This window comes from Pseudomonas sp. NPDC078416 (assembly GCF_050268485.1).
GTDB lineage: Bacteria > Pseudomonadota > Gammaproteobacteria > Pseudomonadales > Pseudomonadaceae > Aquipseudomonas.
The window spans coordinates 550,065-574,348 of the sequence record NZ_JBNNGV010000001.1 but is presented as its reverse complement, the minus strand read 5'-3'; the positions used below and the strand labels follow the sequence as shown (position 1 = coordinate 574,348).

The following is a 24,284-nucleotide window of genomic DNA, read 5'->3' as shown; positions in this document are numbered from 1 at the left end:
AGACTCCTATCAGGCGTTACCTGGCTCGGCGTCAGCCTGCTCGGATTCGGTAGCGCTAGGCAGACGAATCGGGCGGACGGGAACGACAGTCGAGATGGCGTGTTTGTAGACCATTTGGCTGACAGTGTTCTTCAGCAAAATAACGAACTGGTCAAAAGATTCGATAGTGCCTTGCAGCTTGATACCGTTTACCAGGTAGATCGAAACCCCAACCTTTTCTTTACGCAAAGTGTTCAGGTAAGGGTCTTGTAGCGAATGCCCTTTTGACATGTGCCGCACTCCTTTAAGGATCAATAGAATAAATTCGAAAACATTGGCTTGGGCCGCTACCTCCCGAAGGCTATCCCCCAAGGATAGACGGCTATTGCAAGGACTCAGCTCAATATGGAGACCGACCCCAGGTATTTCAAGGCGCGTGGCAGATTGTCGCAAGCCAGGCTGTCCAACCAGTGCAAATCCTGCCAGCTGCGTAACCAGGTGAACTGCCTCTTGGCCAACTGGCGTGTGGCAATGATGCCGCGCTCCTGCATGTCGTCCCGAGTCAGCTTGCCGTCCAGATGATCCCAGACCTGGCGATACCCTACAGCTCTTATAGACGGTAAATTCGAGTGCAGATCACCCCTCGAACGTAGCGCTACGACTTCTTCAACGAATCCTTCCTCAAGCATTTGCCTGAAACGCACAGCAATTCGGTCGTGGAGCACCTTGCGATCCGTTGGTGCGATCGCGAGATTTGCGACAGTATAGGGCAATTGATGACGCCCCGAAGCGCTCGCTTGAGCACTTTGCGCACTTTGTTGTTCACGGTGTGCGGTCATGCTCATACCGCTGACCCGAAAGACTTCCAGCGCGCGAACCAGCCGCTGGGGATCGTTGGGGTGAATTCTCGCTGCCGACACCGGATCGATGCTCGCCAGCTCATCATGCAACGCCTGCCAACCTTGACTGGCCGCTTGCGCCTCAATTTGCGCACGAACCTCGGCATCCGCCGCAGGCATATCGGCCAAGCCTTCCAGTAGAGCTTTGAAATACAACATCGTGCCGCCCACCAGCAGGGGAATTTTTCCCCGGGCAGTAATTTCCGCCATGGCCTGCAAGGCATCGGTTCGAAAATCCGCTGCAGAGTAGCTCTGGCTGGGGTCGAGAATATCGATGAGTCGGTGCGGATACGCGTTCAGCAGCGCTTTTGATGGCTTGGCAGTGCCGATGTCCATGCCACGATAAACCAGCGCGGAATCCACGCTGATCAGCTCACAGGGCAGCACTTTGGTCAGTTCGATGGCCAGGTCGGTTTTGCCGGCGGCGGTCGGCCCCATCAGAAAGATGGCCGGAGGAAGAGCACTCATCAGCGACCGCGCAGGAATAGTTTGTCCAGATCATCCAGACCCAGCTGGGTCCAGGTGGGACGTCCATGGTTGCATTGACCGCTGCGCTCGGTGTTTTCCATGTCACGCAGCAGGCCGTTCATTTCCGGAATGGCCAGCCGGCGATTGGCGCGAATCGCGCCGTGGCACGCCATCGTGCCGAGCAGTTCATTCATGTGCGCTTGAACGCGATCGCTGGTGCCGTACTCCATCAGATCGCCCAGCACGTCGTGGACCAGTCGATTCGCCTCAGCCTGTTTGAGCAGCGCGGGGATCTGCCGGATCGCGAGAGTCTCGGGGCCGAGGCGCTGTAATTCGAAGCCCAGCTGCTGGAAAGTCGCCATGTGTTCCTCGGCGCAGTCGGCCTCGCGCTGGCTGACCGCAATGGACTCCGGCACCAGCAACGGCTGACCGCTCAGGCCTTCGCTGGCCATGGCGATCTTCAAGCGCTCGTACATGATTCGCTCATGGGCCGCGTGCATGTCCACCAGCACCAGGCCGTGGGCGTTTTCCGCGAGGATATAGATGCCTTTGAGCTGAGCGAGGGCATAACCCAGCGGCGGAACATCGCCCTGGGACTCGGGCAACGAGACACTGCCTGCGCTCGCCGGAGCCTGCGCGCCGGGCAGCGGGGCAAAGAATTCGCTGTAGGCGGCACGCGCCTCTTCGGCGGGAAGCACCGATGAAGGACGCGGTGTGTACTGATACTGATAACCCGCGCCACTGCCAGAGCCGGGCGCGGATCCGGCCGGTGTATTCCAGGCCTGACCCTGTTGCGTCTCGAGCACGTTATTGGCCAGACGCATTTCGCCCTGAGGCCCGAACTCGCCGGCATCCGGCCCAGTGGGTCGCACCAGCGCGGTGACCGAGGTGGTGCCAGCCAGCTGATCCTCAGGCCGCACGTCGCCGAGCGCCCGATGCAGCGTGCCGTACAGGAAATCGTGAACCATGCGTCCGTCGCGGAACCGCACTTCGTGCTTGGTTGGATGGACGTTGACGTCGACGACCGCCGGATCCACTTCGAAAAACAGCACGAAGGTCGGATGCCGGCCGTTGAACAGCACGTCGCGATAAGCCTGACGCACCGCGTGGGCAACCAGCTTGTCGCGCACCGCACGGCCATTGACGAAAAAGTATTGCAGATCGGCCTGACTGCGCGAGAACGTCGGCAGCCCGACCCAGCCCCACAACCTCAACCCATTGCGCTCGACCTCGATCGGCAGCGCCTGCTCCAGAAACCCGGGGCCGCAAATGGCCGAAACCCGCCGCGCGCGCGCTACGTCGTCCCGCGCTTCGTGCAGGCTCAGGACGGTCTTGCCGTTGTGGCGCAAATGAAAGGCCACGTCGAACCGCGCCAGCGCCATGCGCTTGATCACTTCCTGGAGATGATCGAATTCGGTTTTTTCGGCTTTGAGAAACTTGCGCCGCGCCGGGGTATTGAAAAACAGGTCGCGAACTTCCACGGAAGTGCCTACAGGGTGCGCAGCGGGCTGAACGCGCGAAGCCATGTCGCGGCCTTCGGTCTCGACCTGCCAGGCCTGATCGGCATCGCGGGTGCGCGACGTCAACGTCAGACGGGCAACCGAGCTGATCGACGCCAGCGCCTCGCCCCGGAAACCAAGGCTCATGACTCGTTCAAGGTCTTCCAGATCGCGAATCTTGCTGGTGGCATGTCGGGCCAGCGCCAGGGGCAGGTCATCCGAAGAAATGCCGCCGCCGTCATCGCGAACACGGAGCAGCTTGATGCCGGCCTGTTCAACGTCGACATCGATACGGCGCGCGCCGGAATCGAGGCTGTTTTCGAGCAGCTCCTTGATCACCGAAGCCGGTCGTTCTACCACTTCGCCCGCAGCAATCTGGTTGGCAAGCCGTGGGCTGAGCAACTGAATACGCGCAGCTTCTGCCGCAGGTAAATCGGGACTTACGCTGACATCCAGTTCCTGGTCACCGAGCAACAGGTCAGTCACGGCTCACCTGCCAGTTCTGCGCTGGGGATTCTCAGCTCCTGGCCGACTTTCAGCTCGTCAGAACTCAGATGGTTGGCAGTGCGAAGCATCGGCATGGTCATGTCGTAGCGCGCCGCGATCATGCTCAATGATTCGCCTGGGCGGACCGTATGCTCGCGGGCGCCCATGGCCAGCTTGCCGCTGTCACGCAGCCACGCGATATAGGTGCCTTGGGGTGGATTCTGCTGGAAGAACTGCTTCACGCCCGCTGTGATGGAGCGAGCCAGGGCCTGCTGGTGACTTGCGCCCTGCAACTTGTTCGCTTCCGCGGCGTTGGAGATAAAGCCGGTCTCGACCAGAATCGACGGAATGTCCGGCGATTTCAGCACCATAAAGCCGGCCTGTTCAACGCGAGACTTGTGCAGCGAGGTCACACGGCCGATGTTGCTCAGAACCTTCTGGCCGACGTTCAGGCTTGAGGTCAGCGATGCGGTCATCGACAAATCGAGCAGTACGCCAGCGAGCATGCGGTCTTTGTCATCGAGGCTCACGGCCCCGGCGCCACCGATCAAGTCGGAACGGTTTTCACTGTCCGCCAGCCAGCGTGCCGTCTCCGAGGTTGCACCGCGCTCGGACAAGGCAAATACCGAAGCCCCGAACGCCGCCGATGAAGGCGCTGCGTCGGCGTGAATGGACACGAACAGATCAGCACCTTTGGCGCGGGCGATTTCCGTGCGCTTGCGCAGCGGGATGAAGTAGTCGCCGGTGCGGGTCAGCTCTGCGCGATAGCCCTTTTCGCCGTTGATCTGGCGCTGAAGCTCCTTGGCAATCGCGAGGACGACGTTCTTTTCTTTCTCACCACGGCCGCCAGATGCGCCCGGGTCTTCGCCGCCGTGACCGGCATCAATAACGACGACGATGTCACGCTTGCCGTTGGGCACAGGGGTGAGTTTGATCTCAGGCTTGGACGGGCTGATCGGCACCACCGCGGGCGTCGCAGGCGCGGCGGTGGCCGGGGTATCGGCAACAGACGGCGGCGGGTTGGCATCGGCAGCGTTGTCGTACAGGTCGACCACCAGACGGTTGCCGTATTGCTGGTTCGGCGCGAGGGTGAAGCTCTTGGGCGTCACCGCTTTTTTCAGGTCGATGACCACACGCAGGTCGTCAGGCGTGCGCTGCGCCGAGCGCATGCTGGTGATCGGTGTATTGGCCGTCGGCACATTCAGCGCGCCGCCCAGGGTGGCGCCATTGATGTCGATGACCAGACGATCAGGGGACTGTAGCGTGAAGACGCTGTGCTGGACCGGGCCAGACAGGTCGAAAACCAGTCGAGTGTTATCCGGAGCACGCCATAAGCGGACACTTCGTACCTGTGAAGCGGCCAACGCGTCGACAGCCAGTGTCGCCAGCAGCAGTCCAATCACAGTAACCAGCGCGCGCATGCGCATACCAAACCCCATATCTATTAAATGTCTATTTAAACGAAGGCGCCAAAGCTGCACACCACATCTCGCCACGCGAGCTTTTTGGGCTCAGCGTCAACGCTCGACCTTCATCGAGCGGCCTTATGGTAATGATCAGGTCAGGCTTTGGCAAAAAGCCTGCACCCAGATTGGGCCATTCGATGAGGCAAAGGGCATCACCTTCGAAATAGTCCCGGATGCCGAGGAATTCTAGCTCTTCTGGATCAACAAGTCGGTAGAGATCAAAGTGATACGCGCGGTTTCTCCCAATTTCGTAAGGTTCTACCAGCGTAAACGTCGGACTTTTTACCGCGCCCGTATGGCCAAGGCCGCGAATGATCCCTCGGGAGAGCGTGGTCTTGCCCGCTCCCAGGTCGCCCTCCAGAAAAATAATCCCATTGCTTTCAGTCACTTGGGCAATACGTGCGCCGAAGTGGGTCATGGCCTCTTCACCCATGAGGTCCAGGGTTAGCTCAGACACGGTTGGTGCTCCTCCAGAAGCTGGCGAATAACAGGAATCAGATCAGCGGCAGCCAGCCCTCGTCCACTGGCGCCGCATTGTTCACCGGCCAAGGCGTGCAGCCAGACGCCCAGACAAGCGGCGTCGTAGGCGCTCATGTTTTGCGCCATCAGCGCGCCGATGACACCGGACAACACATCGCCCAGTCCACCGGTCGCCATCGCCGGGTGACCATGGTCGGCCAGTGCGAGGTCACCCGCCGGGTTGGCAATCAGGCTGCCGCTGCCTTTCAAAACACACACGGCACTGAATTTTTTAGCCAGCGCCCGTGCCGCAGCCGGACGATCGGCCTGGACGTGTTTGGTGTCAGTGCCCAGCAGGCGCGCGGCTTCGCCAGGATGCGGGGTGATGACGCTGCCCTCGGGCAGTTGCACCGCGCCGGTCGCCAGCTCATTCAGCGCGTCGGCATCCCACACCTGCGGCAACGGCGCGTTGGCAGCCGCCGACAACAGGCTTTTCCCCCAACTGTGCTGACCGAGGCCCGGACCGACCACCAGTACCGACGCGGGCTCGATCAAGGCGCGGAGCTGGTTGGCCGAGCTGATGCCGGCGCTCATGACTTCAGGGAATCGCGTCAGCGCGGCGCTGACATGTTCCGGCCGCGTGGCCAGCGTGACCATGCCGGCGCCGGTGCGCAGCGTGCTTTCGGTGGCGAGCAATGCTGCGCCGCCGAACCCCCGGTCACCGCCGACCACCAGCACACGGCCGAACATGCCTTTGTGCGCAGTGCGTGAGCGAGGGGCCAGGATGGGCAGATTGAAGGTGTCCAGCCGCCTGACGCTGATGGGCGTCTGCCGAATGATCTCGGCGTCTGCCTGAAGGTCATCGAACACCAGTTCGCCCACCCGCTCCGGCGCATCGCCAGTGAACAGCCCGACCTTGAGGCCGATGAAGGTGACGGTCAGATCGGCGCGGACTGCACAGCCGAGGGTTCGCCCCGTGTCCGCGCAGAGCCCCGAAGGGAGATCGACGGCCACGATGGGCAATCCACAGTCGTTGATGGCTTCAATGGCCGCCGCGTAAGGCGCGCGCACGTCACCCGTCAGTCCCGTGCCCAGCAGCGCGTCGACGACGATGCCGGCCAGCGCCTGGTGCTGCCATGGCTGAATATCGACGTTGGCGGCAACCGCTTCTTGATAGGCGGAACGGGCATCGCCGGCCAGCGCGGCGCTATCACCCACGGCCAGCACGTTAACTGGCCAGCCGGCACGCCGAGCCAGCGCAGCGATGAGATAACCGTCGCCGGCGTTGTTGCCGCGACCGGCCATCACGGTCAGTTGCCTGCCTTCGGGCCAGCGGCGGCGTATCGCACGCCATGTGGCATGGGCGGCGCGCTGCATCAGCTCGAAGCCGGGCGTACCGGCGGCAATCAGGCGCGCGTCGAGGTCGCGCACCTGGGCGGCACTGTACAGTGCGTCGGGAAATGGGGGTTTGCTGTGCAACATGCGTCTTTGGGCTCCGATGTCTGGCAGAATTATACGCACCTGCGCCCCGGTGTCCTCCTTGCATGTCCGCGATAACTGTAGATCCATCCACAGCCTCAACGCCCCTCACGGCAGCCGGGCTAACCGACCTTGCCCAATCGATCAAGGGCTGGGGGCGCGAGCTCGGCTTTCAGCAAGTCGGGATCTCGGGGCTGGACCTGGCGGAGCACGAGCAGCACCTCGAACGTTGGCTCGACGCCGGGTATCACGGCGAGATGGACTATATGGCAGCGCATGGCACCAAACGTTCGCATCCGGACGAGCTGGTACCGGGAACGCTGCGCGTGGTGTCGTTGCGCATGGACTATCTGCCCGGTGACACGCAGATGGCTCAGTTGCTGGGGCAGCCCGAGAAAGCCTACGTCTCCCGTTACGCGCTGGGCCGTGATTACCACAAGCTGATCCGCAAGCGCGTGCAGCAACTGGCGGAGCGCATTCAACAGGCCATTGGGCCATTCGGGTTTCGCGCGTTCGTTGACAGCGCACCGGTGCTGGAGAAGGCCATCGCCGAACAGGCCGGGCTGGGCTGGATCGGCAAGAACACCCTGGTACTCAATCGCAAGGCCGGTAGTTACTTCTTTCTCAGCGAGCTGTTCGTTGACCTGCCGCTGCCGGTGGATGCGCCACACGCCACCGAGCATTGCGGGCGCTGCACGGCCTGCCTGGACGTATGCCCGACCAACGCTTTCGTCGGGCCTTACGTGCTGGATGCGCGAAAGTGCATTTCCTACCTGACCATCGAGCTGAAGACCTCGATCCCCGAAGACTTGCGCCCACTGATCGGCAATCGGGTGTTTGGCTGCGATGACTGCCAGATCGTCTGCCCGTGGAATCGCTTCGCCCGGCCAACCGATCAGACAGACTTCAAGCCGCGCCACGGTCTTGATAACGCCGAATTGACGACGCTGTTTTTATGGGACGAAACGACCTTCCTGAGCAACACCGAAGGCTCACCGCTCCGGCGTGCCGGGTATGAACGCTGGTTGAGAAATCTGGCCGTGGGACTGGGCAATGCGCCCTCTACCATCCCCGTGATCGACGCGCTGAAAGCGCGGCGGGAGCATCCGTCAGAGATGGTGCGCGAGCATGTGCAATGGGCGTTGGGGCAGCATGAAGCGAGGGCTGCAGCGCGCATCCTGTAGGTGCACGCTTGCCCGCTAACGCGGTGGGCCAGTGAATGCGTTGATGCGTGACGAATCGCAATCGCGGGCAAGCGCGCTCCTACAATTGCGTGCGGGCTCAATGCCCGTCCTTGTAGACGAACTTGGGCATTTCCCAGCGAAACCTGATTGCCAGCAGCCGCAGCAACAGCCCGCCAAACAGTGTGATCAGCGTGCCCTGCTCCACCGGCAACCCGGCGTACTGACACAGCAAAAAGCACCAAGCGGCGGCGAACGATACGCTGGCATACAGCTCGCGGCGGAAGATGAGGGGGATGTCGTTGCAGAAAATGTCCCGCAGGATCCCGCCAAATACGCCCGTGATCACCCCGCTCACGGCGGCGACGGTCATGCTCAAGCCCATGTCCAGTGCGGTCATGCAACCGATCAGTGTGAACGCTACCAACCCCAACGCATCGAGCACCAGAAACAGTGAGCGCAGATGCCGCATCAGCGGCGCGATGAAAATGGTCACCAGTGCCGCGACGCTGGTGAGGATCAGATATTCCGGGTGCTTGACCCACGTCAGCGGGTAATGCCCCAGCAGCACGTCGCGAACCGAGCCGCCGCCCAGCGCCGTGATGCACGCGATCAGCACCACGCCGAACCAGTCCATGCCGCGACGGCCTGCGGACAGCGCGCCGGTCATGGCTTCGGCCGTAATAGCGATCAGGTAGAGCATCAACAACATGGCGGCAGTCCCTGCGAGAAAGGGGCGCAGTCTAACCACTCGATCAGGGCACCAAAAGAGAGCGTTTAGCGTCGCGCCCTCTCCAGGCGACCGCGCTCGGCCGCTGGCGCCCTGTCATCAGGACTTGATGAAGTGCTCGCGGTAGAAACGCAGCTCGGCGATCGACTCGCGGATATCGTCCAGCGCCAGGTGGGTGCTGCCCTTCTTGAACTTGAGATCAGGCGACCAGCGTGCAGCCAGTTCCTTGAGAGTTGAAACGTCGAGGTTGCGGTAGTGGAAATAGTTTTCCAGTGTCGGCATGCGCTTGTACAGGAAGCGACGGTCCTGGCAGATGCTGTTGCCGCAGATAGGCGAACTGCGCTCGGGCACCCACTGCTTGATGAACTCAAGCGTCATGGCCTCGGCTTCGTCGTTGGAGATTTTGCTATCGCGCACACGCTGGGTCAGGCCGGAACCGCCGTGCTGGCGGGTGTTCCACTCGTCCATGCCGTTCAGAAGCTCGTCGCTCTGATGAACCGCAATGACCGGGCCTTCGGCCAGGGTGTTGAGTTCGCTGTCGGTGATGATGGTGGCCATCTCGATGATGACGTCGTTATCAGGGTCCAGACCGGTCATTTCCAGGTCGATCCAGATCAGATTCTGTTTGTTCTGCATATGTCGGCTCCTCAGCGTTGGCGCGCAGTTTAGCCCACCCGGGCGTGCTAGACTCGCCCGCGCTTTATCAAATCAGCACCTTTATGCGTCTTCAAACGGAACACTGAACACCCATGGCCAAACGCCAACTCAATCGCCGCCAGAACTGGCGCATCGAAAAGATTCAGGGCGAACGCGCAGCGCGTGCCGCCAAACGTGAATCAACCGCTCTCGAAACGCTGGAAGGCGGCGATCTCGGTCCCGAGCAAACGGGCCTGGTCATCGCGCACTTTGGCGTGCAGGTAGAAGTCGAAGCGCAGGACGGCGAGCTGCAGGGTCAGGTTTTCCGCTGTCACTTGCGTGCGAACCTGCCCGCGCTGGTCACCGGCGACCGAGTCGTCTGGCGCGCTGGCAATCAGGGCATCGGCGTCATCGTTGCGCAGTTGCCCCGCGATACAGAACTGAGCCGCCCGGACAGCCGGGGCCAGCTCAAGCCGGTCGCCGCCAACGTTGACTTGATCGTCATCGTGTTCGCACCGGCGCCCGAACCCCACGCCAACCTGATCGACCGCTACCTGGTGGCCGCTGAGCACGCGGGGATTCGCCCGCTGTTGCTGTTGAACAAGTTTGACTTGATCGACGATCAGAATGCGCCCGCGCTCAATGCGCTGCTGGCCGTTTATCGCACGCTGGGTTATCCGGTGCTGGAAGTGTCGGCCCACCACGGCGACGGCATGCAGCAATTGCAGGACCAGCTGGATGGCCACATCAGTGTGTTCGTCGGCCAGTCCGGCGTTGGCAAATCTTCGCTGGTCAACAGCCTGCTGCCGGAAGTCGGCACGCGCGTCGGGCCGTTGTCGGAGTATTCGGGTCAGGGCACGCACACCACGACCACCGCGCGCCTGTTCCACTTCCCGCGCGGCGGCGACTTGATCGACTCACCGGGCATTCGTGAATTCGGCCTGGGCCACGTCAGCCGTGCAGACGTTGAAGCGGGCTTCATCGAGTTCAACGACCTGCTCGGTCGCTGCCGCTTCCGCGACTGCAAACACGACCGCGAACCCGGCTGTGCGTTGTTGCAGGGCTTGGCAGACGGCCGCGTGCAGCAGCAGCGAATGAACAGCTATCGCTCGATCATCGCCAGCTTGCCGGAAAGCAGTTACTGAGGCACGCCGCCCGATGCGGCGCTGGTGTCCGAGATCAACTGTGGAAGCCGGCTTGCTGGCGAACACGATGGATCAGTTACGCTCCCGTGCCCTACCTGCCGCGTTCGCCAGCAAGCCGGCTCCTACAGATTTCGCCGTTCCAGATGAAACGGCTTAAGAGCAAAAACAAAAACGCCGCGATCATCGCGGCGTTTTTGTGTCTGTAACCCAAGCATCAGTTCTTGGTTTCTTCGATCTTCAACTGGCCCTGATCGAAGATGTTCAGCTTCTGGCGGATTTCGTGGGGCTGGGCGTAAGCCTGTGGATCAACTGCAGGTGTGGAAATCGACGCCCCCGGCTGATTGGCCGGTACGGAAGCGCCAGGTACTGTCGATGGCGCAGCGGCTCCGGGCGCATCCGGCGTTTGCGGTGCTCCACCTGAATTCTGCGCGCCTTCGATCCGCTGCTGCGCTTTCTTGGTCATCACCACAATATCGATGCGACGGTTGATCGGGTTTTGCGGGTGCTCCTTGTCATACAGTGCCGAAGAAGCATAACCCACCACGCGCGCCACCTGCTGATCCGGATACCCACCCGCGAGCAGCGCACGGCGAGCAGCATTCGCTCGGCCGGACGACAGCTCCCAGTTGCCGAAGCCGTTGTTGCCGACAAAAGGCGTCGCGTCGGTGTGACCGCTGATACTGACCTTGTTCGGCACCGCTTTGATCGTGTCGGCCATGGCCAGCAAGATGTCTTCGAAATAGGGTTTGAGCTTCGCACTGCCAATGTCGAACATCGGGCGGTTTTCGGCGTCCGTGATCTGGATGCGCAAACCGTCCTGAGTGATCTCGAACAGAATCTGGTCCTTGAACTTCGCCAGTTGCGGATTCTCGTTGATCTTGGTCTGCAACTCTTGCAGCAGCATCTCCAGACGGTCCTGCTCGACCTGCTCGGCGGCGGCGTCCTGCTGATCCGCGTCGACCGGCACGCGATCCGGCGAAGGCGTGGATTTCACCTCCGGGTTCAGCGTCTGGTCAGGGGACATTTCCGGCGAACCGCCCAGGTCAATGACATAAGGCGAGCCGCTATCGGAAAAACCGACCGGGTCCTTGAAGTAACCCGCGATGGCGAGCAGTTGCTCGGGTGTGGCCGACGACATCAGCCACAGCACCAGAAAGAACGCCATCATCGCCGTCGCGAAGTCGGCAAATGCGATTTTCCAGGCGCCGCCGTGATGCCCTCCGCCGTAGCGCTTGACGCGCTTTATGATGATCGGCTGATTATTTTCCATGGATCAACGACCGCGGACAGCTTGTTCCAGCTCGCTGAAGCTGGGGCGATGGGCCGGATACAGAACCTTGCGGCCGAATTCCACGGCCAGCGAAGGCGGCACGCCGGACGCCGACGCGACGAGCGAAGCCTTGATCGATTCATAGACGTTCATTTCTTCCTTGGCATCGTGGGCCAGGGAAGTGGCCAACGGGCCGAAGAAACCGTATGCCGCGAGAATACCGAAGAACGTACCGACCAGCGCCGCACCAACGTGCATGCCGATCGCGGCCTTGTCGCCAGAACCCAGAGAGGCCATGGTCACCACGATACCCAGTACCGCCGCAACGATACCGAAACCTGGCATGGCGTCGGCGACACCGGTCACTGCGTGGGAAGGATGCTCAAGTTCTTCTTTCATGCTCAGCAGTTCCATGTCGAACAAGCCTTCCAGCTCGTGGGGCGCCATGTTGCCGGAGGACATGATGCGCAGGTAATCGCAGATGAAAGCGATCATGCGGGTGTCTTTGAGCACGCCAGGGTACTTGGCGAAAATCGGGCTGTTCTCGGGCTCTTCGATGTCGCCTTCGATGGCCATCATGCCTTCGCGACGACTCTTGTTGAGGATCTCGTAGACCAGGCCCAGCACTTCGAGGTAGTAGCCGTGGGTGAACCGGGTGCTGAACATCTTCAAGGACTTCTTGATGACCAGCATGGTCATATAGCCCGGGTTGGCTTGCAGGAATGCACCCAGCGCCGCACCGCCGATGATCATGACCTCGAAAGGCTGGATCAACGCAGCGATCTGACCGTGGGACAGTACGTATCCGCCGAGAACGCTCGCGAAAACGACGATGATGCCGATAATTTTTGCCATAGGTAGAAAATACTTACTGAGTCGGGTTCATGGTCATTGTGCGAGAAGCGCTTGAAACTCTTGTCCTGCTTATCGGCATGAATGCGCCAGACTATAGTCAGATCACAGGAAAATGCTGACCGATGCGTGGCGCAGGACGTTGCGTCCATAAGGGCCAGCATGATGCCAGTATCTAACATCGATCTAACCTCCCAGCCGTACGGGTGTTGTGAATGCAATCAGATAAAGCTTCTTCGCTACCTGTCCCGCGCACCCTGGATAACTGGATTAAACAGCTCGACGGCATCGCCTTGCCCGTGCCTGCGGTGGCGTATCAACGCGTGCAGGCGGCACTGACCGACAGTCGCCGCTCGCTGCGCGATATTGCCGATCTCATGCAGGACAGCCCGGCGCTGGTGCTCAACGTTTTGCGCGAAGCCAACCTGAACAGCCCGGCCACGGCCCAGCCTGCGGAGAGTCTTGAAGTCGCCATCAACCGATTGGGGCTGGCGCGCACCGAAGCGCTGTTGGCGCGACTGCCCAGTGTCGATGCACGGGATATCCCGGTGGCGCTGCGTCAAATCCAGATGATCAGTCAGCACGCCATGCAACAGGCTTACGGCCTGTTCGCCAATCAACTGGCCCGGCTGTGGCAGGACATCCATCTGGGCAGCCTGTTGTTCCTCTCGCCGCTGTGGCCGATGGCGCTGGCCCACCCCAAACTGCTGGAAGAATGGGAGTTGCGGGTTATCCACAAGGGCGAGTGCGCAAAGGCTGTGGAAAACACGCTGTTCGGCGTGCGACTGGTTCATTTGTGTCAGGCGCTGGCGCTGCACTGGCGCCTGCCGATCTGGGTGACCCAGGGCTACGACCTGCTGACCTCCCAGCAACGCAATCTGGTGAGGGTGCTGCGCATCGCCCACAGCAACGGCGATCCGCTTAAACAGCAACAGCAACTCGACGCCGATTTGCCGCTGCGGCGCTGGCTCAACCAGCCCGCCAATACGATTTTGCTGGCCAACGGTCTCGCGCTGTCGGCGCACCAGGCCTGGGACACACCGCACAACCTGCGCTGGCAGCTGCTGACCAGCCTGTATCTGCAACAGTCACTGGATCATCTCCAGCAGCAGGTTCACCAGAACGCAGTGGCGAGCGCGCGTCAGCATTCCGGCCCGGACATCTGGCACCCCGCACAGGCTTTGCTCTGGCCATGGAATAACCGTCGGCTACACAAAGGCTTGCTCCCCGCGCCGCCACCCTCGCCCGACGCCTTGCAGCTGTGGCGCAAGCACTGCGCCGATCTGTTGAAAGAACCCGGCATTTTCATCAACGCGATACACCTGACCACCTGCGCCCGGGATGCTCTGGTAGCAGCGGGCATGCAGCGGGTAGTGTTGCTGATGACCGATCGCAAGACCGACAGCCTGCGCGTGCATCAGATCGCGGGCGTGGACAAGTCGGCCGCTGCGTTGCTGGTCCCTTACAAGGACAGCACCGTGCTGCAACGCCTGCTCGCCCAGCCCACGCAGTTGCGTCTGACGCCGGCCAACAACGCTCAGTTTTCGGCGCTGCTGCCGCCGCAACTGCGCAATCTGTTCAGCGGCGAAAACCTGCTGATTCGCTCACTGTCCAGCAATGGCCGTGTGGTGATGATGGTGGTGGCCGACCAGGGCGGTGGGCCGTTTTCCGAAGTCTCCGTACAGGCGTTCGGAAAAACCGGTCAGTGCATCGAGAAAGCCCTCACCACCTTTAGCCATCGCAATGGCTGACGGCTGAGCTACAATTCGCAACCTTTTCGCGATCCGGAGACGCTAGATGTCTGCCTTTTCAAGCTTGCCGCTGGTCATCGAGCCCGCAGACCTGCAAGCACGCCTCAGCGCGCCAGAGCTTATTCTGGTCGACCTGACCAGCCCGGCCCGCTACGAGGCCGGCCACATCCCGGGCGCGAGATTCGTCGATCCGAAACGCACTCAGCTGGGCCTGCCACCCGCGCCAGGGCTGCTGCCCTCGCACACGCATCTGGAAGCGCTGTTCGGCGAACTGGGCCATAACCCTGAGGCGGTGTACGTGGTTTATGACGATGAAGGCGGGGGATGGGCGGGTCGGTTCATCTGGCTGCTCGACGTCATCGGACACAAAAAGTATCACTATATCGACGGTGGCCTGCTCGCCTGGCAAGCCGAAGGCCTGCCACTGTCGACAGAGGTGCCAAAAGCAGTCGGCGGCCCGGTTTCGCTGACCTTGCACGACGAGCCCACGGCCACCCGCGAATACCTGCAAAGCCGCCTGGGCGCCGCTGACCTGGCGATCTGGGATGCACGCGCACCGAGCGAGTACTCCGGCGAAAAAGTCGTCGCCGCCAAGGGAGGTCACATTCCCGGCGCCGTGAATTTCGAATGGACCGCCGGCATGGATCAGGCGCGCCACCTGCGCATCCGCAAGGACATGCCGCAGATCCTCGAAGACCTGGGCATCACCCCGGAGAAAGAAATCATTACCCACTGCCAGACCCATCATCGCTCGGGCTTCACCTATCTGGTGGCCAAGGCGCTGGGCTACCCGAGGGTCAAGGGCTACGCCGGCTCCTGGGGCGAGTGGGGCAATCACCCGGACACCCCGGTCGAGAAATAAATCGGCGCCCGACGTGGCGCAGCTCCGTATTCCCCTTTTCGAACGCTTTAGGAATCTTGATGAAACAGCGTCTGTTTATCCTTTTCCAGTATCTGCTTCCCCATCATCTGCTGTCGCAACTGGCCGGCTGCGTGGCCGAATGCCGCGTGCGCTGGTTCAAAAACGCCTTCACCCAGTGGTTCGCGCGCCGCTATCAGGTCGACATGTCCCAGGCTCAGGTCGAAGACATCACCGGGTACCCGCACTTCAATGATTTTTTCACCCGCGCCCTCAAGCCTGGCGCGCGTCCATTGGACCCAACGCCGGGCGCGATCCTTTCCCCTGCCGACGGAGCAGTCAGCCAACTGGGCCCCATCGAACACGGCCGGATCTTCCAGGCCAAAGGCCACAGCTACAGCGTGCTGGAACTGCTGGGCGGCGACGCGCGCCTGTCCGCGCCTTTCATGGGCGGCGAATTCGCGACCGTTTATCTGTCACCGAAAGACTATCACCGCGTGCACATGCCCCTCGCCGGCACCCTGCGCGAGATGGTCTACGTGCCAGGCCGACTGTTCTCGGTAAACCAGACCACCGCGGAAAACGTGCCGGAGCTGTTCGCCCGTAACGAGCGCGTAGTGTGCCTGTTCGACACCGAGCGCGGCCCGATGGCCGTCGTGCTGGTCGGCGCCATGATCGTTGCCTCCATTGAAACCGTGTGGGCAGGTCTGGTCACGCCGCCCAAGCGCGAGCTCAAGACTTTCCGCTACGACGAAGCAGCGCGCGCGCCTATTCATCTGGAAAAGGGCGCTGAGCTGGGTCGCTTCAAACTGGGCTCCACGGCCATCGTGCTGTTCGGCCCGAATCAGGTGAAGTGGTCCGAGCTGCTGGCGGCTGGTTCGCCCGTTCAGATGGGTCAGGGCATCGCGCTGCCATTGCAGGCCTGATTCTTGCCTTAACTCATACCCGAGAGGCGTGATGCTGTTTTTCTGACGCGAACTGTCAGCGACGGCCGCGTTCTATCACGCCTCACTCAGGATGCTGCGCTTGGCCGGTATACACCGCCCCAGGCTGCGACGGTTGCAGGATGCTGCTAGAGTCCCCTTGTCAGCGCTGTAGGAAACTTCGCTTTCAGTGGACGTAAATGTGCTCTTTTCGCTCGGCGAGGGTGATGGCCCCGGAGTTCGACGCCGCCGTTCAGGCCTGTAGTTGTTGGAGTTTGCCTGTCACATGAGTAATTTAAGCCTCCCACTGTTGTTGCGCGCACCTGTGCCGACGCAGTCGAGCCTGTCGTTCTGTGACGCGACGCCCAAAGACATGAAGCGCTGGATCGCCACGCTGCCCAAAGCCAATCTCGGTGAAATGGCCCGCCAGCTCTATCAAGGGCTCGGAGAGCTGAACCAGTTGCTCACCCCCAGCGACAACCGCATGCAGCTCCTCGAACTGCTTCGCCCGGAAGTCTTTTTCGTGTGCAAGCACCTGGAGCGTCACTTCCTGAACCAGTCCGTGGTGCTCGAAGAGCGTCCGCGCAAGGTCGCCAACCTGTGCCAGGCCCTGCAAAACCACCTTGCCATTGGCTACAAACAGATCATCGCGCGGGTCGCAGTCAAGCTCGGCAAAGACCGCATCGGCCTGCTGACCACCGCCCTTCAGCGCGCGCTCAGCTGCCTGAACGGGCCGCTGATCCGCGCCAATCAGCTTTACTGCCCGGTGCAGGACGGCCTGTGGCTGGAGCTGCACCAGATCTATCAGATCGCCCGCCAGCATCAATTGCAGAACGTACCCGTTGCCGACAGTCTCGCCAACAACACTCAGGCAATGAGCGTTGAACAAACGTACATCGTTGCGCTGCTGATGGGTTGTTCTCGCTGCAATCAAATGCGCCAGCACAATATCGGCAAACTGGCCGAGGCGCTGGATGCGTGGAGCGCGATGGTCACGTTGCAGCAGCCACTGGATAGCAACAGCCTGTATGCAGTGTCGCCAGGTACGGACACGGCGCCGCGCTATGCCGCACTGTATGACGACGATCAACGGCCAAACCTGCTTGGCATCAACCCTCGCCCTCTGTCGGCGGCACTGGAGCGCTATACCGAAACGCCCGTTGAAGAACGTTCGAAGTCCGCGATGAAAGTGCCGCCGGGGTTATCCATCGATGTCCTGCAACACCTTGCCGCCGCTTGGGGTGATGTGTCGGAGCGTGCGTTTCAACGCACGCCGGGGCAAGGAACGCTGACCGTTTGCGTGGGCATGAGCGCGCTGCATTATTACGTCGGCGGCCAGCAGTCCTTCAGCGATCTACTGCAGATGTCGACCCTGTCCAGAGTGGCCGAATACACGCTGCAGCCCTTGAAGCCGGTGAAACTTGATCCGTGGGCGGAGACGGCGGACGCGCAACGTAATGGCACATCGAACAGCATGCTGCCGTTCGAGGAAATCGAGTACAAACGTGACGATGCCGAAGCCAGCGCGGCGTCCGACGGGCAAAAGAGCTTTCCGACATACGCCCTGCATATCGTCAATCACAGCCCGGGCGGCTACTGCCTGGCCTGGCCAAAAGAAGTACCGGACCAGTTGCAGGCCGGTGAGATGATCGGCATTCAGGACCATGGCCACGGCTGGAGCATCGCAGTAGTGCGCTGGGTGCGGCAGGTCCGCGGCGGTGGGATGCAGATGGGCGTTGAACTGATTGCGCCCTTTGCCCAGGCCTGCGGCATGCAGCTGACACGTGCCGAACAGAGCAGTCAGTTCCTCCGCGCCCTGTTGCTGCCGGAGGTTCGCGCCATCGATGTGCCCGCGACGGTCATCGCGCCGCGCCTGCCGTTCGAGGACGGCTCCAAGGTGATCATCAACACCAGTGGCGAACAGCGACGCGCGAGCTTGAGCAATCGCCGGGCGACGACGGGCAGCTACAACCAGTTTGAATATCAGATTATTGAAGGCCCGAAAAAGGTGGCTACGCCAGATGCCGGCGGCCCGGAGCAGGAGTTCGATTCGCTGTGGACGGTGCTCTGAGCCATCGAGGCATCCGTTGCAGATGCCTCAATATCCACGCTTGTTAAGCGCTGCGCCCTTCCCGGTCGCGGAACCCCAGCAAATACAGCACGCCGTCCAGGCCCAGCGTCGAGATGGCCTGTTTTGCTGATTGCTTGACTAAAGGTTTGGCGCGGAACGCCACACCCAGGCCGGCGATGGCGAGCATCGGCAGATCATTGGCGCCATCGCCCACTGCGATGGTCTGCTCCAGGCTCAACCCTTCCTTGCCGGCGAGTTCGCGCAGCAGATCGGCCTTGCGCTGGGCGTCGACGATGGGCTCGATCGCGTTGCCCGTGCACTTGCCGTCCACCACTTCCAGCTCGTTGGCGAAGATGTAGTCGATGCCCAGCTTGGCCTGCAACTGCCGAGCGAAGTAGGTGAACCCGCCCGACAGGATCGCGGTCTTGTAACCCAGCCGTTTGAGTTCGGCGAAGAGCGTTTCTGCGCCTTCGGTCAAACGCAACGAGGCGCCGATCTCGTCCAGCACCTTCACATCCAGGCCTTTGAGCAGCGCCAGTCGCTCTTTGAAGCTGGCGCGGAAGTCCAGTTCGCCACGCATGGCGCGCTCGGTGATCTCCGACACGCGCTCGCCGACGCCGTGGGCTTTGGCCAGTTCGTCGATGACCTCGGCTTCGATCAGCGTCGAATCCATATCGAACACCGCCAGACGACGGTTGCGGCGGAACAGTGAGTCCTGCTGAAACGCGATATCGACGTTCAGCTCCTGGGCAACGTGGAGGAATTCGGCCTGCATCTGCTGAGGATCTACCGGCTCGCCGCGCACGGAAAACTCGATGCAGCCCTTGCTCTTCTCGGTGGGCATGTCCAGCGGCATACGCCCGGAAAGGCGATCGATGCGGTCGATGTTCAAACCATATTTGGCAGTGATCGCGCTGACCGTTTGCAACTGCTCGGCGGTGACCTTGCGCGTCAGCAGCGTCACGATGTGCCGCGCCTTGCCCTGACCATCGACCCAATGCTGATAATCGGCCTCGGACACGTGAGTGAAGCGTACTTGCTGACCCAGTTGGTCGACTGTCGCTTGTACGTTCTGGCGCACTGCCGCGCCTGCCTCGGTGTCGGGGATCTCGACCAGAAGGCCGAACGACAGCGCGTCGTGAATCACCGCCTGACCGATGTCGAGAATGTTCACGCCGCCTTGGGCCAGAACACCGGTGATGGCCGCAGTGAGACCCGGACGGTCTTCACCGGTGATGTTTATCAGGACGATTTCGCGCAAGGCGCACCCCCGCAGTGGAAAAAAACCGCATTCTACGCACTTTCAGTGACCGCCGGGCACAGCCAGCGCTTTGCCGCCACAGGGTCGCTCGCTATACTGCGCCCCAACTTCACCACGAGAGCCGTGCTCAGTGAACCGGCCCACGCCAGTAAAAACCGATAATTTCTTCTTGCTGATCTTCCGGGCATTGCGTCATCGACGTGTACCGATTGCTTTGCGCATCGCCAGCCACAACGTGATCCTTGTCGCGCTGGCTCTGGTGATCTACGCCTGCGTCATGGGTTTGCAATTCAAGCAAGCCATGCACGAACAGGCCGACGCATTGGGGCAAGCCCTGACCACGCAGACCGCCACGTCCGCCACGGAGCTATTGGTGTCCAACGACATTCTCAGCCTCAACGTGCTGCTGGGCAATCTGGTGAAAAACCCGCTGGTGGCCCACGCGGCTATTTATAGCCCCGACAACCGCATTCTGGCCGAAGCCGGTCAGCGTCCGAAAAACGGCTTGCTGGGCGAGGCAGAAGGGCTCTACGAGATCAAGATCACCTTCCAGGACGTGGTCGCCGGCACGCTGCGCATCAGCCTGGACATGGCCCAGTTCCAGCAGCCGCTGACCATCAGCCTGCAGAGCATGGCGATTCTGGCCGGTATCCTTCTGGCACTCGCGCTGGCCTTGAGCCTTCGCCTGGGGCGCCATATTTCCACGCCGATGCTGCAATTGCGCATGTGGTTGCGCTACATCGATCCGTACACGCCGGCCACTGATCGTCAGGACGAGATCGGCGACCTGGCGCGTCAACTGAAGACATCCTACGCACCGCCTGAACCGGAACCGGCTCCCATTCCCGAGCCTTCACAGGCCGAGGACGACGAAGACGCCTCCCCCGAGTTCGACAGCAGTGACCTGAGCGACCCTGACTTCGACGACGCGCCCAAACCGCGCGCCACGGTGATTCCGGCACGACGTATCGCTGCCGAGGAAGATGAAGAAGACGAGGAGGACCCGTTTGCGGACCTTCGCGACCACTCCCCCGCCGCGCCGAAACCTGCGCCGCGTCCGATTCTTCCGGTCGTGCCGTCGCAACCGCAATACAGCGCCGTGTTGGCGGTACAGCTGGGTTCGCAGGAGCAACTGCGTCGGCTGCCGCGCACGCGCCTGACCGAGCTGCTGGAGCGCTACCGTGACTGCATCGATCAGGCCGCTTCGCTCTACGACAGCGAGCTGCACACCCTGAACGACGGCAGTTCGCTGATGGTGTTCAGCACCCAGGACAGCGGCGATGACTACCTGACCAACGCGATCTGCTGCGGCGAGTTGCTGCGTGCGTTGAGCCATGCGTTGCAGATCGAAGTCGCCGACAGCGGCATCACCCTGCAACTGCAGCTGGGCCTGACACTGGGCGAAGGCTTGCATGGCATGAACCAGATCGATCTGTTGCTGACCGAAACCGCGCAAGACGCCCTGGCCCTTTCCCAACACAGCCGCAACCTGCTGCTGGTAGAGCGCAAGATCAGCGAAGATCCGACCATCCGCCAGCGCGCTCGTATTCGCCCGATCGCTAGCCCTGAAGGGGCCAGTTGCGTGGAGCGTCTGATGGAGCCATACCCGTCGATGCTGGAGCGCCAGCTGGCGCGCATGCACGAGGCGCGCAAGGTCTAAGCGTCACCCACAAAAAAGCCCGCATCGCTGCGGGCTTTTTTATGGGCGCTGATTCTAGAAGCGAAACACTTCCAGATCGGTGCGAATCGGTGATGCCATCGGGATCTTTGGCTTGTCCTGATCAGTGCGGGTTTTCGCCGGCGCTGCGGCCTTCTTGGGCACGTCCGCCACATACGGCTGGCTGGCGATGGGCTTGACCGCGACGCTCAGCTTGTCTGCCAGACGCTGCAGCAAAATCCCCTGAGCCTTGACCTGCGCAGCGGAAGAGCCTGCGTGGGGTTCTTCCAGGTGAATCAGCTTGCTGTCGCGGACATTGCCGCGACGGTCGAGCAAGCGCCATTGGGCATCGAGTACCGCCGGCTGCTTCTCGCCTGAATCCAGGCGGGTGATGGACAGCACCACCTGGACATCCGGCGTGAAGCTGGCCGCGGCAGGCGCCATGACCACGCGTTGACTGTCGAGCTTCCAGGCCAGTTGGCGCAGAAGCAGTTGATCGATATCGGCAGACAGGCTGCCAGCCCAGCGACCGTCGGTGGACGCCTTGAGGCTGCCGTCCGGCTGACGCTGCAATAATGTTTCACGTTGCAGGTAGTCAGCAATCGCCACAGGGCCCAGCAGAACTGCGACCCCGCCGGTGTGCTTCGGTTGCCCAGGATCGCCGCTGTCCAGCTGATAGAGCGACGTGGGCTGATGAACGCTGCAACCGGCTAAACCCAGAACGCCGGTCAACAACAGAACACAGGGAACACGTAGAAAATTCATCATCCCGTCCAAGTGAACGCCGTGCAATGCGTCCACGCTGTTAAATACTTTGAAAACATGAAGGCATTCCGCCATGGCGGCGCCAGAGGACGTCATATCATCCGTGAATATGCGCGTTGACTCCAGCGATTCTGCGTCGCTCTCATGACGAAACGAAGAGCGACTGCCGAACCAACCGCTTTAGCCAGCGGTTTCCACCAACAGCGAATCGACGCGCTGGAATCCACGCGGCAGCTTGTTGCCCCGTCGTCCGCGCTCGCCTTTGTAGTGTTCCAGATCGTCAGGCTTGAGCGACAGATTGCGCTTGCCCGCCTGCAGCACCAGCGTGGCGCCGTCAGGAACAACGGCCAGGTCGGTCACGTACTCTTCCCGGCTGGCAACGCGCTCGCCCGGAATGCCAATGATCTTGTTGCCTTTGCCCTTGCCCAGCTGCGGCAGATCGCTGATTTTGAACACCAGCAAACGGCCTTCGGTGGTCACGGCGGCGAGCCAGTTGTGCTCACGATCCGGCACCGGACGCGGCAGGATCACCTTGGCTCCGGCCGGCAGGCTCAACAGGGCCTTGCCCGCCTTGTTCTTGGCCTGCAGGTCTTCACCCTTGACCACGAAACCGTAACCGGCATCGGAGGCGATCACGTACAGCGCGTCATCTTCGGGCAACAGCACACATTCGAAAGTCGCACCGGGCGGCGGCGTCAAACGACCGGTCAGCGGTTCGCCTTGGCCACGAGCCGATGGCAAGGTGTGCGACGGCACCGAATAACTGCGACCGGTGGAGTCGATAAACACTGCAAACTGGTTGGAACGCCCCGGCGCCAGGGCCTTGAAGCCATCCCCGGCCTTATAGGAGAGCCCGGTGGCGTCGATTTCATGACCTTTGGCGGAGCGAACCCAGCCTTTTTCCGACAGCACGACCGTCACTTTCTCGTTCGGCAGCAGATCATGTTCAGTCAGGGCTTTGGCTTCGGTACGCTCGACGATAGGCGAACGACGGTCGTCGCCATAGGTTTCGGCATCCTTGATCAGCTCGGTGCGTACCAGTTTCTTCAGCTTGGCCTCGCTGCCCAACAGGGCTTGCAGCTTGGCTTGTTCCTTGAGCAATTCATCCTGCTCGGCCCGCAACTTCATTTCTTCCAGTCGCGCCAACTGACGCAAACGAGTGTCGAGAATGTAATCGGCCTGGATTTCGCTCAAGTCGAAACGAGCGATCAGCGCGGCTTTCGGGTGCTCCTCGGTGCGGATGATGTGAATCACTTCATCCAGGTTGAGGTAAGCGATCAACAAACCATCCAACAGGTGCAAGCGACGCTCAACCTTGTCGAGGCGGAATTGCAGGCGACGACGCACGGTCTGTACCCGGAACGCCAACCACTCGACCAGCAATGCGCGCAGGTTTTTCAGCTGCGGCTTGCCGTCCAGGCCAATGATGTTGATGTTGACCCTGTAGCTCGACTCCAGCTCGGTGGTCGCGAACAGGTGCTGCATCAGCGCATCGTGGTCGAAATTCTTGCGGGCGCCCGGGATGATTACGATCCGGCACGGGTTTTCGTGGTCGGATTCGTCACGCAGGTCAGCGATCTGCGGCGCTTTGGACGGCTTGGCCTGCATCATCGCTGCGATCTGCTCCAGCACCTTGGCACCGGACACCTGATGCGGCAGCGCGGTGACGATGATGTCGCCGTCCTCGATGTGGTACACGGCGCGCATACGCACCGAGCCCTTGCCGGTTTCGTACATTTTCAGCAGGTCGGCACGGGGCGTGATGATCTCCGCTTCGGTCGGGTAGTCCGGGCCCTGAATGTGCTCACACAGCTGTTCGACCGTTGCTTTGGGCTCATCGAGCAAACGCACGCAGGCTGTCGCGACTTCGCGCAGGTTGTGCGGCGGTACGTCGGTGGCCATGCCGACAGCGATGCCGGTGGTGCCGTTGAGCAGAATGTTCGGCAAACGCGCCGGCAACACCAGCGGCTCATCGAGGGTGCCGTCGAAGTTCGGCCCCCAATCCGCCGTGCCCTGGCCCAATTCACTGAGCAGCACTTCGGAGTAACGGGACAAACGCGCTTCGGTATAACGCATGGCGGCGAACGACTTGGGATCGTCCGGCGCACCCCAGTTGCCCTGGCCGTCGACCAGTGTGTAGCGATAGCTGAAGGGTTGCGCCATCAGCACCATGGCTTCGTAGCAGGCCGAGTCGCCGTGGGGGTGAAACTTGCCGAGCACGTCACCGACGGTACGCGCCGATTTCTTGTGCTTGGCGTCGGCATCCAGGCCCAGTTCGCTCATCGCATAGATGATGCGTCGCTGCACGGGCTTCAGGCCGTCGCCGATGTGCGGCAACGCCCGGTCCATGATCACGTACATGGAGTAGTTGAGATAGGCCTGTTCGGTGAAGTCAGCCAGCGATCGGCGTTCTACGCCATCCAGGCTGAGGTCAAGGGAGTCGCTCAT

General features: G+C 61.4%; 19 protein-coding genes and 2 pseudogenes. 8 read left to right on the top strand and 13 right to left on the bottom strand.

Annotated elements, in window-relative coordinates; translation table 11 throughout:
* Nucleotides 1-9: 9 nt before the first annotated feature.
* The 6 genes from hfq to ACQKEN_RS02505 all read right to left on the bottom strand — a co-directional run bounded on the left by hfq (nucleotide 10) and on the right by ACQKEN_RS02505 (nucleotide 6,738).
* A complete protein-coding gene (hfq, locus tag ACQKEN_RS02530) occupies nucleotides 10-270 on the bottom strand; it encodes an RNA chaperone Hfq (RefSeq protein WP_019691505.1) in 261 nt (86 codons plus the stop codon).
* 104 nt (nucleotides 271-374) lie between these two features.
* Nucleotides 375-1,346: a tRNA (adenosine(37)-N6)-dimethylallyltransferase MiaA gene (gene miaA / locus ACQKEN_RS02525; RefSeq protein ID WP_427683425.1), complete on the bottom strand. Its 972-nt coding sequence runs from the start codon at nucleotides 1,344-1,346 to the stop codon at nucleotides 375-377.
* Nucleotides 1,346-3,301 (bottom strand): DNA mismatch repair endonuclease MutL, encoded by a 1,956-nt coding sequence (gene mutL, locus ACQKEN_RS02520; RefSeq protein WP_427683799.1) that lies wholly within the window; start codon nucleotides 3,299-3,301, stop codon nucleotides 1,346-1,348. The genes miaA and mutL overlap by 1 nt, the downstream gene beginning before the upstream one ends.
* 26 nt (nucleotides 3,302-3,327) lie before the next feature.
* Complete coding sequence (locus ACQKEN_RS02515; RefSeq protein WP_427683423.1) at nucleotides 3,328-4,770, bottom strand: N-acetylmuramoyl-L-alanine amidase; 1,443 nt, start codon at nucleotides 4,768-4,770, stop codon at nucleotides 3,328-3,330.
* 13 nt (nucleotides 4,771-4,783) lie between these two features.
* Nucleotides 4,784-5,254 carry a tRNA (adenosine(37)-N6)-threonylcarbamoyltransferase complex ATPase subunit type 1 TsaE gene (tsaE, locus tag ACQKEN_RS02510; protein ID WP_427683421.1) on the bottom strand — a complete coding sequence of 157 codons (471 nt, stop codon included), beginning with the start codon at nucleotides 5,252-5,254 and terminating at the stop codon, nucleotides 4,784-4,786.
* On the bottom strand, nucleotides 5,242-6,738 hold the full coding sequence (locus ACQKEN_RS02505) for an NAD(P)H-hydrate dehydratase (RefSeq protein WP_427683419.1): 1,497 nt from the start codon (nucleotides 6,736-6,738) through the stop codon (nucleotides 5,242-5,244). The genes tsaE and ACQKEN_RS02505 overlap by 13 nt, the downstream gene beginning before the upstream one ends.
* A gap of 62 nt (nucleotides 6,739-6,800) precedes the next feature.
* On the opposite strand from ACQKEN_RS02505, the gene queG reads away from it, so the two are divergent.
* Complete coding sequence (gene queG, locus ACQKEN_RS02500; protein WP_427683417.1) at nucleotides 6,801-7,919, top strand: tRNA epoxyqueuosine(34) reductase QueG; 1,119 nt, start codon at nucleotides 6,801-6,803, stop codon at nucleotides 7,917-7,919.
* Between the two features lie 97 nt (nucleotides 7,920-8,016).
* Here queG and ACQKEN_RS02495 read toward each other — a convergent pair whose 3' ends face one another.
* Both ACQKEN_RS02495 and orn read right to left on the bottom strand, forming a co-directional pair.
* Nucleotides 8,017-8,628, bottom strand: coding sequence for a trimeric intracellular cation channel family protein (locus tag ACQKEN_RS02495; RefSeq protein WP_122533826.1), 612 nt, complete (start codon nucleotides 8,626-8,628; stop codon nucleotides 8,017-8,019).
* A gap of 117 nt (nucleotides 8,629-8,745) precedes the next feature.
* On the bottom strand, nucleotides 8,746-9,282 hold the full coding sequence (gene orn / locus ACQKEN_RS02490; protein WP_133774553.1) for an oligoribonuclease: 537 nt from the start codon (nucleotides 9,280-9,282) through the stop codon (nucleotides 8,746-8,748).
* 113 nt (nucleotides 9,283-9,395) lie between these two features.
* Between orn and rsgA the strand changes: the two genes are divergently transcribed.
* Nucleotides 9,396-10,427 (top strand): small ribosomal subunit biogenesis GTPase RsgA, encoded by a 1,032-nt coding sequence (gene rsgA / locus ACQKEN_RS02485; RefSeq protein WP_331105991.1) that lies wholly within the window; start codon nucleotides 9,396-9,398, stop codon nucleotides 10,425-10,427.
* A 214-nt stretch (nucleotides 10,428-10,641) separates the two neighbouring features.
* Here rsgA and motB read toward each other — a convergent pair whose 3' ends face one another.
* The gene (gene motB, locus ACQKEN_RS02480; protein ID WP_427683414.1) at nucleotides 10,642-11,697 is read right to left on the bottom strand and encodes a flagellar motor protein MotB; all 1,056 of its coding nucleotides are present in this window, start codon (nucleotides 11,695-11,697) and stop codon (nucleotides 10,642-10,644) included.
* A gap of 3 nt (nucleotides 11,698-11,700) precedes the next feature.
* Complete coding sequence (gene motA, locus ACQKEN_RS02475; RefSeq protein ID WP_037015764.1) at nucleotides 11,701-12,552, bottom strand: flagellar motor stator protein MotA; 852 nt, start codon at nucleotides 12,550-12,552, stop codon at nucleotides 11,701-11,703.
* Nucleotides 12,553-12,764: 212 nt separating this feature from the next.
* On the opposite strand from motA, the gene ACQKEN_RS02470 reads away from it, so the two are divergent.
* The 4 genes from ACQKEN_RS02470 (at nucleotide 12,765) to ACQKEN_RS02455 (ending at nucleotide 18,153) form a co-directional block, all read left to right on the top strand.
* Nucleotides 12,765-14,300 carry an HDOD domain-containing protein gene (locus ACQKEN_RS02470; RefSeq protein WP_427683413.1) on the top strand — a complete coding sequence of 512 codons (1,536 nt, stop codon included), beginning with the start codon at nucleotides 12,765-12,767 and terminating at the stop codon, nucleotides 14,298-14,300.
* Between the two features lie 46 nt (nucleotides 14,301-14,346).
* A complete protein-coding gene (rhdA, locus tag ACQKEN_RS02465) occupies nucleotides 14,347-15,162 on the top strand; it encodes a thiosulfate sulfurtransferase (protein WP_427683412.1) in 816 nt (271 codons plus the stop codon).
* A 53-nt stretch (nucleotides 15,163-15,215) separates the two neighbouring features.
* Complete coding sequence (gene asd, locus ACQKEN_RS02460; RefSeq protein WP_427683798.1) at nucleotides 15,216-16,085, top strand: archaetidylserine decarboxylase; 870 nt, start codon at nucleotides 15,216-15,218, stop codon at nucleotides 16,083-16,085.
* A gap of 283 nt (nucleotides 16,086-16,368) precedes the next feature.
* A complete protein-coding gene (locus tag ACQKEN_RS02455) occupies nucleotides 16,369-18,153 on the top strand; it encodes a molecular chaperone (protein ID WP_427683411.1) in 1,785 nt (594 codons plus the stop codon).
* A gap of 43 nt (nucleotides 18,154-18,196) precedes the next feature.
* Here the strand turns inward: ACQKEN_RS02455 and serB are convergent, their stop codons facing one another.
* Nucleotides 18,197-19,414: a phosphoserine phosphatase SerB gene (serB, locus tag ACQKEN_RS02450; RefSeq protein ID WP_427683409.1), complete on the bottom strand. Its 1,218-nt coding sequence runs from the start codon at nucleotides 19,412-19,414 to the stop codon at nucleotides 18,197-18,199.
* A gap of 130 nt (nucleotides 19,415-19,544) precedes the next feature.
* On the opposite strand from serB, the pseudogene ACQKEN_RS02445 reads away from it, so the two are divergent.
* Nucleotides 19,545-20,271 (top strand): annotated as a pseudogene (locus tag ACQKEN_RS02445) (AhpA/YtjB family protein); the annotation flags it as partial.
* 98 nt (nucleotides 20,272-20,369) lie between these two features.
* Nucleotides 20,370-21,074 (top strand): annotated as a pseudogene (locus tag ACQKEN_RS02440) (histidine kinase); the annotation flags it as partial.
* Nucleotides 21,075-21,128: 54 nt separating this feature from the next.
* Here ACQKEN_RS02440 and ACQKEN_RS02435 read toward each other — a convergent pair.
* Both ACQKEN_RS02435 and parC read right to left on the bottom strand, forming a co-directional pair.
* Nucleotides 21,129-21,836, bottom strand: coding sequence for a PqiC family protein (locus tag ACQKEN_RS02435; protein ID WP_427683407.1), 708 nt, complete (start codon nucleotides 21,834-21,836; stop codon nucleotides 21,129-21,131).
* 180 nt (nucleotides 21,837-22,016) lie between these two features.
* Complete coding sequence (gene parC / locus ACQKEN_RS02430; RefSeq protein ID WP_427683405.1) at nucleotides 22,017-24,284, bottom strand: DNA topoisomerase IV subunit A; 2,268 nt, start codon at nucleotides 24,282-24,284, stop codon at nucleotides 22,017-22,019.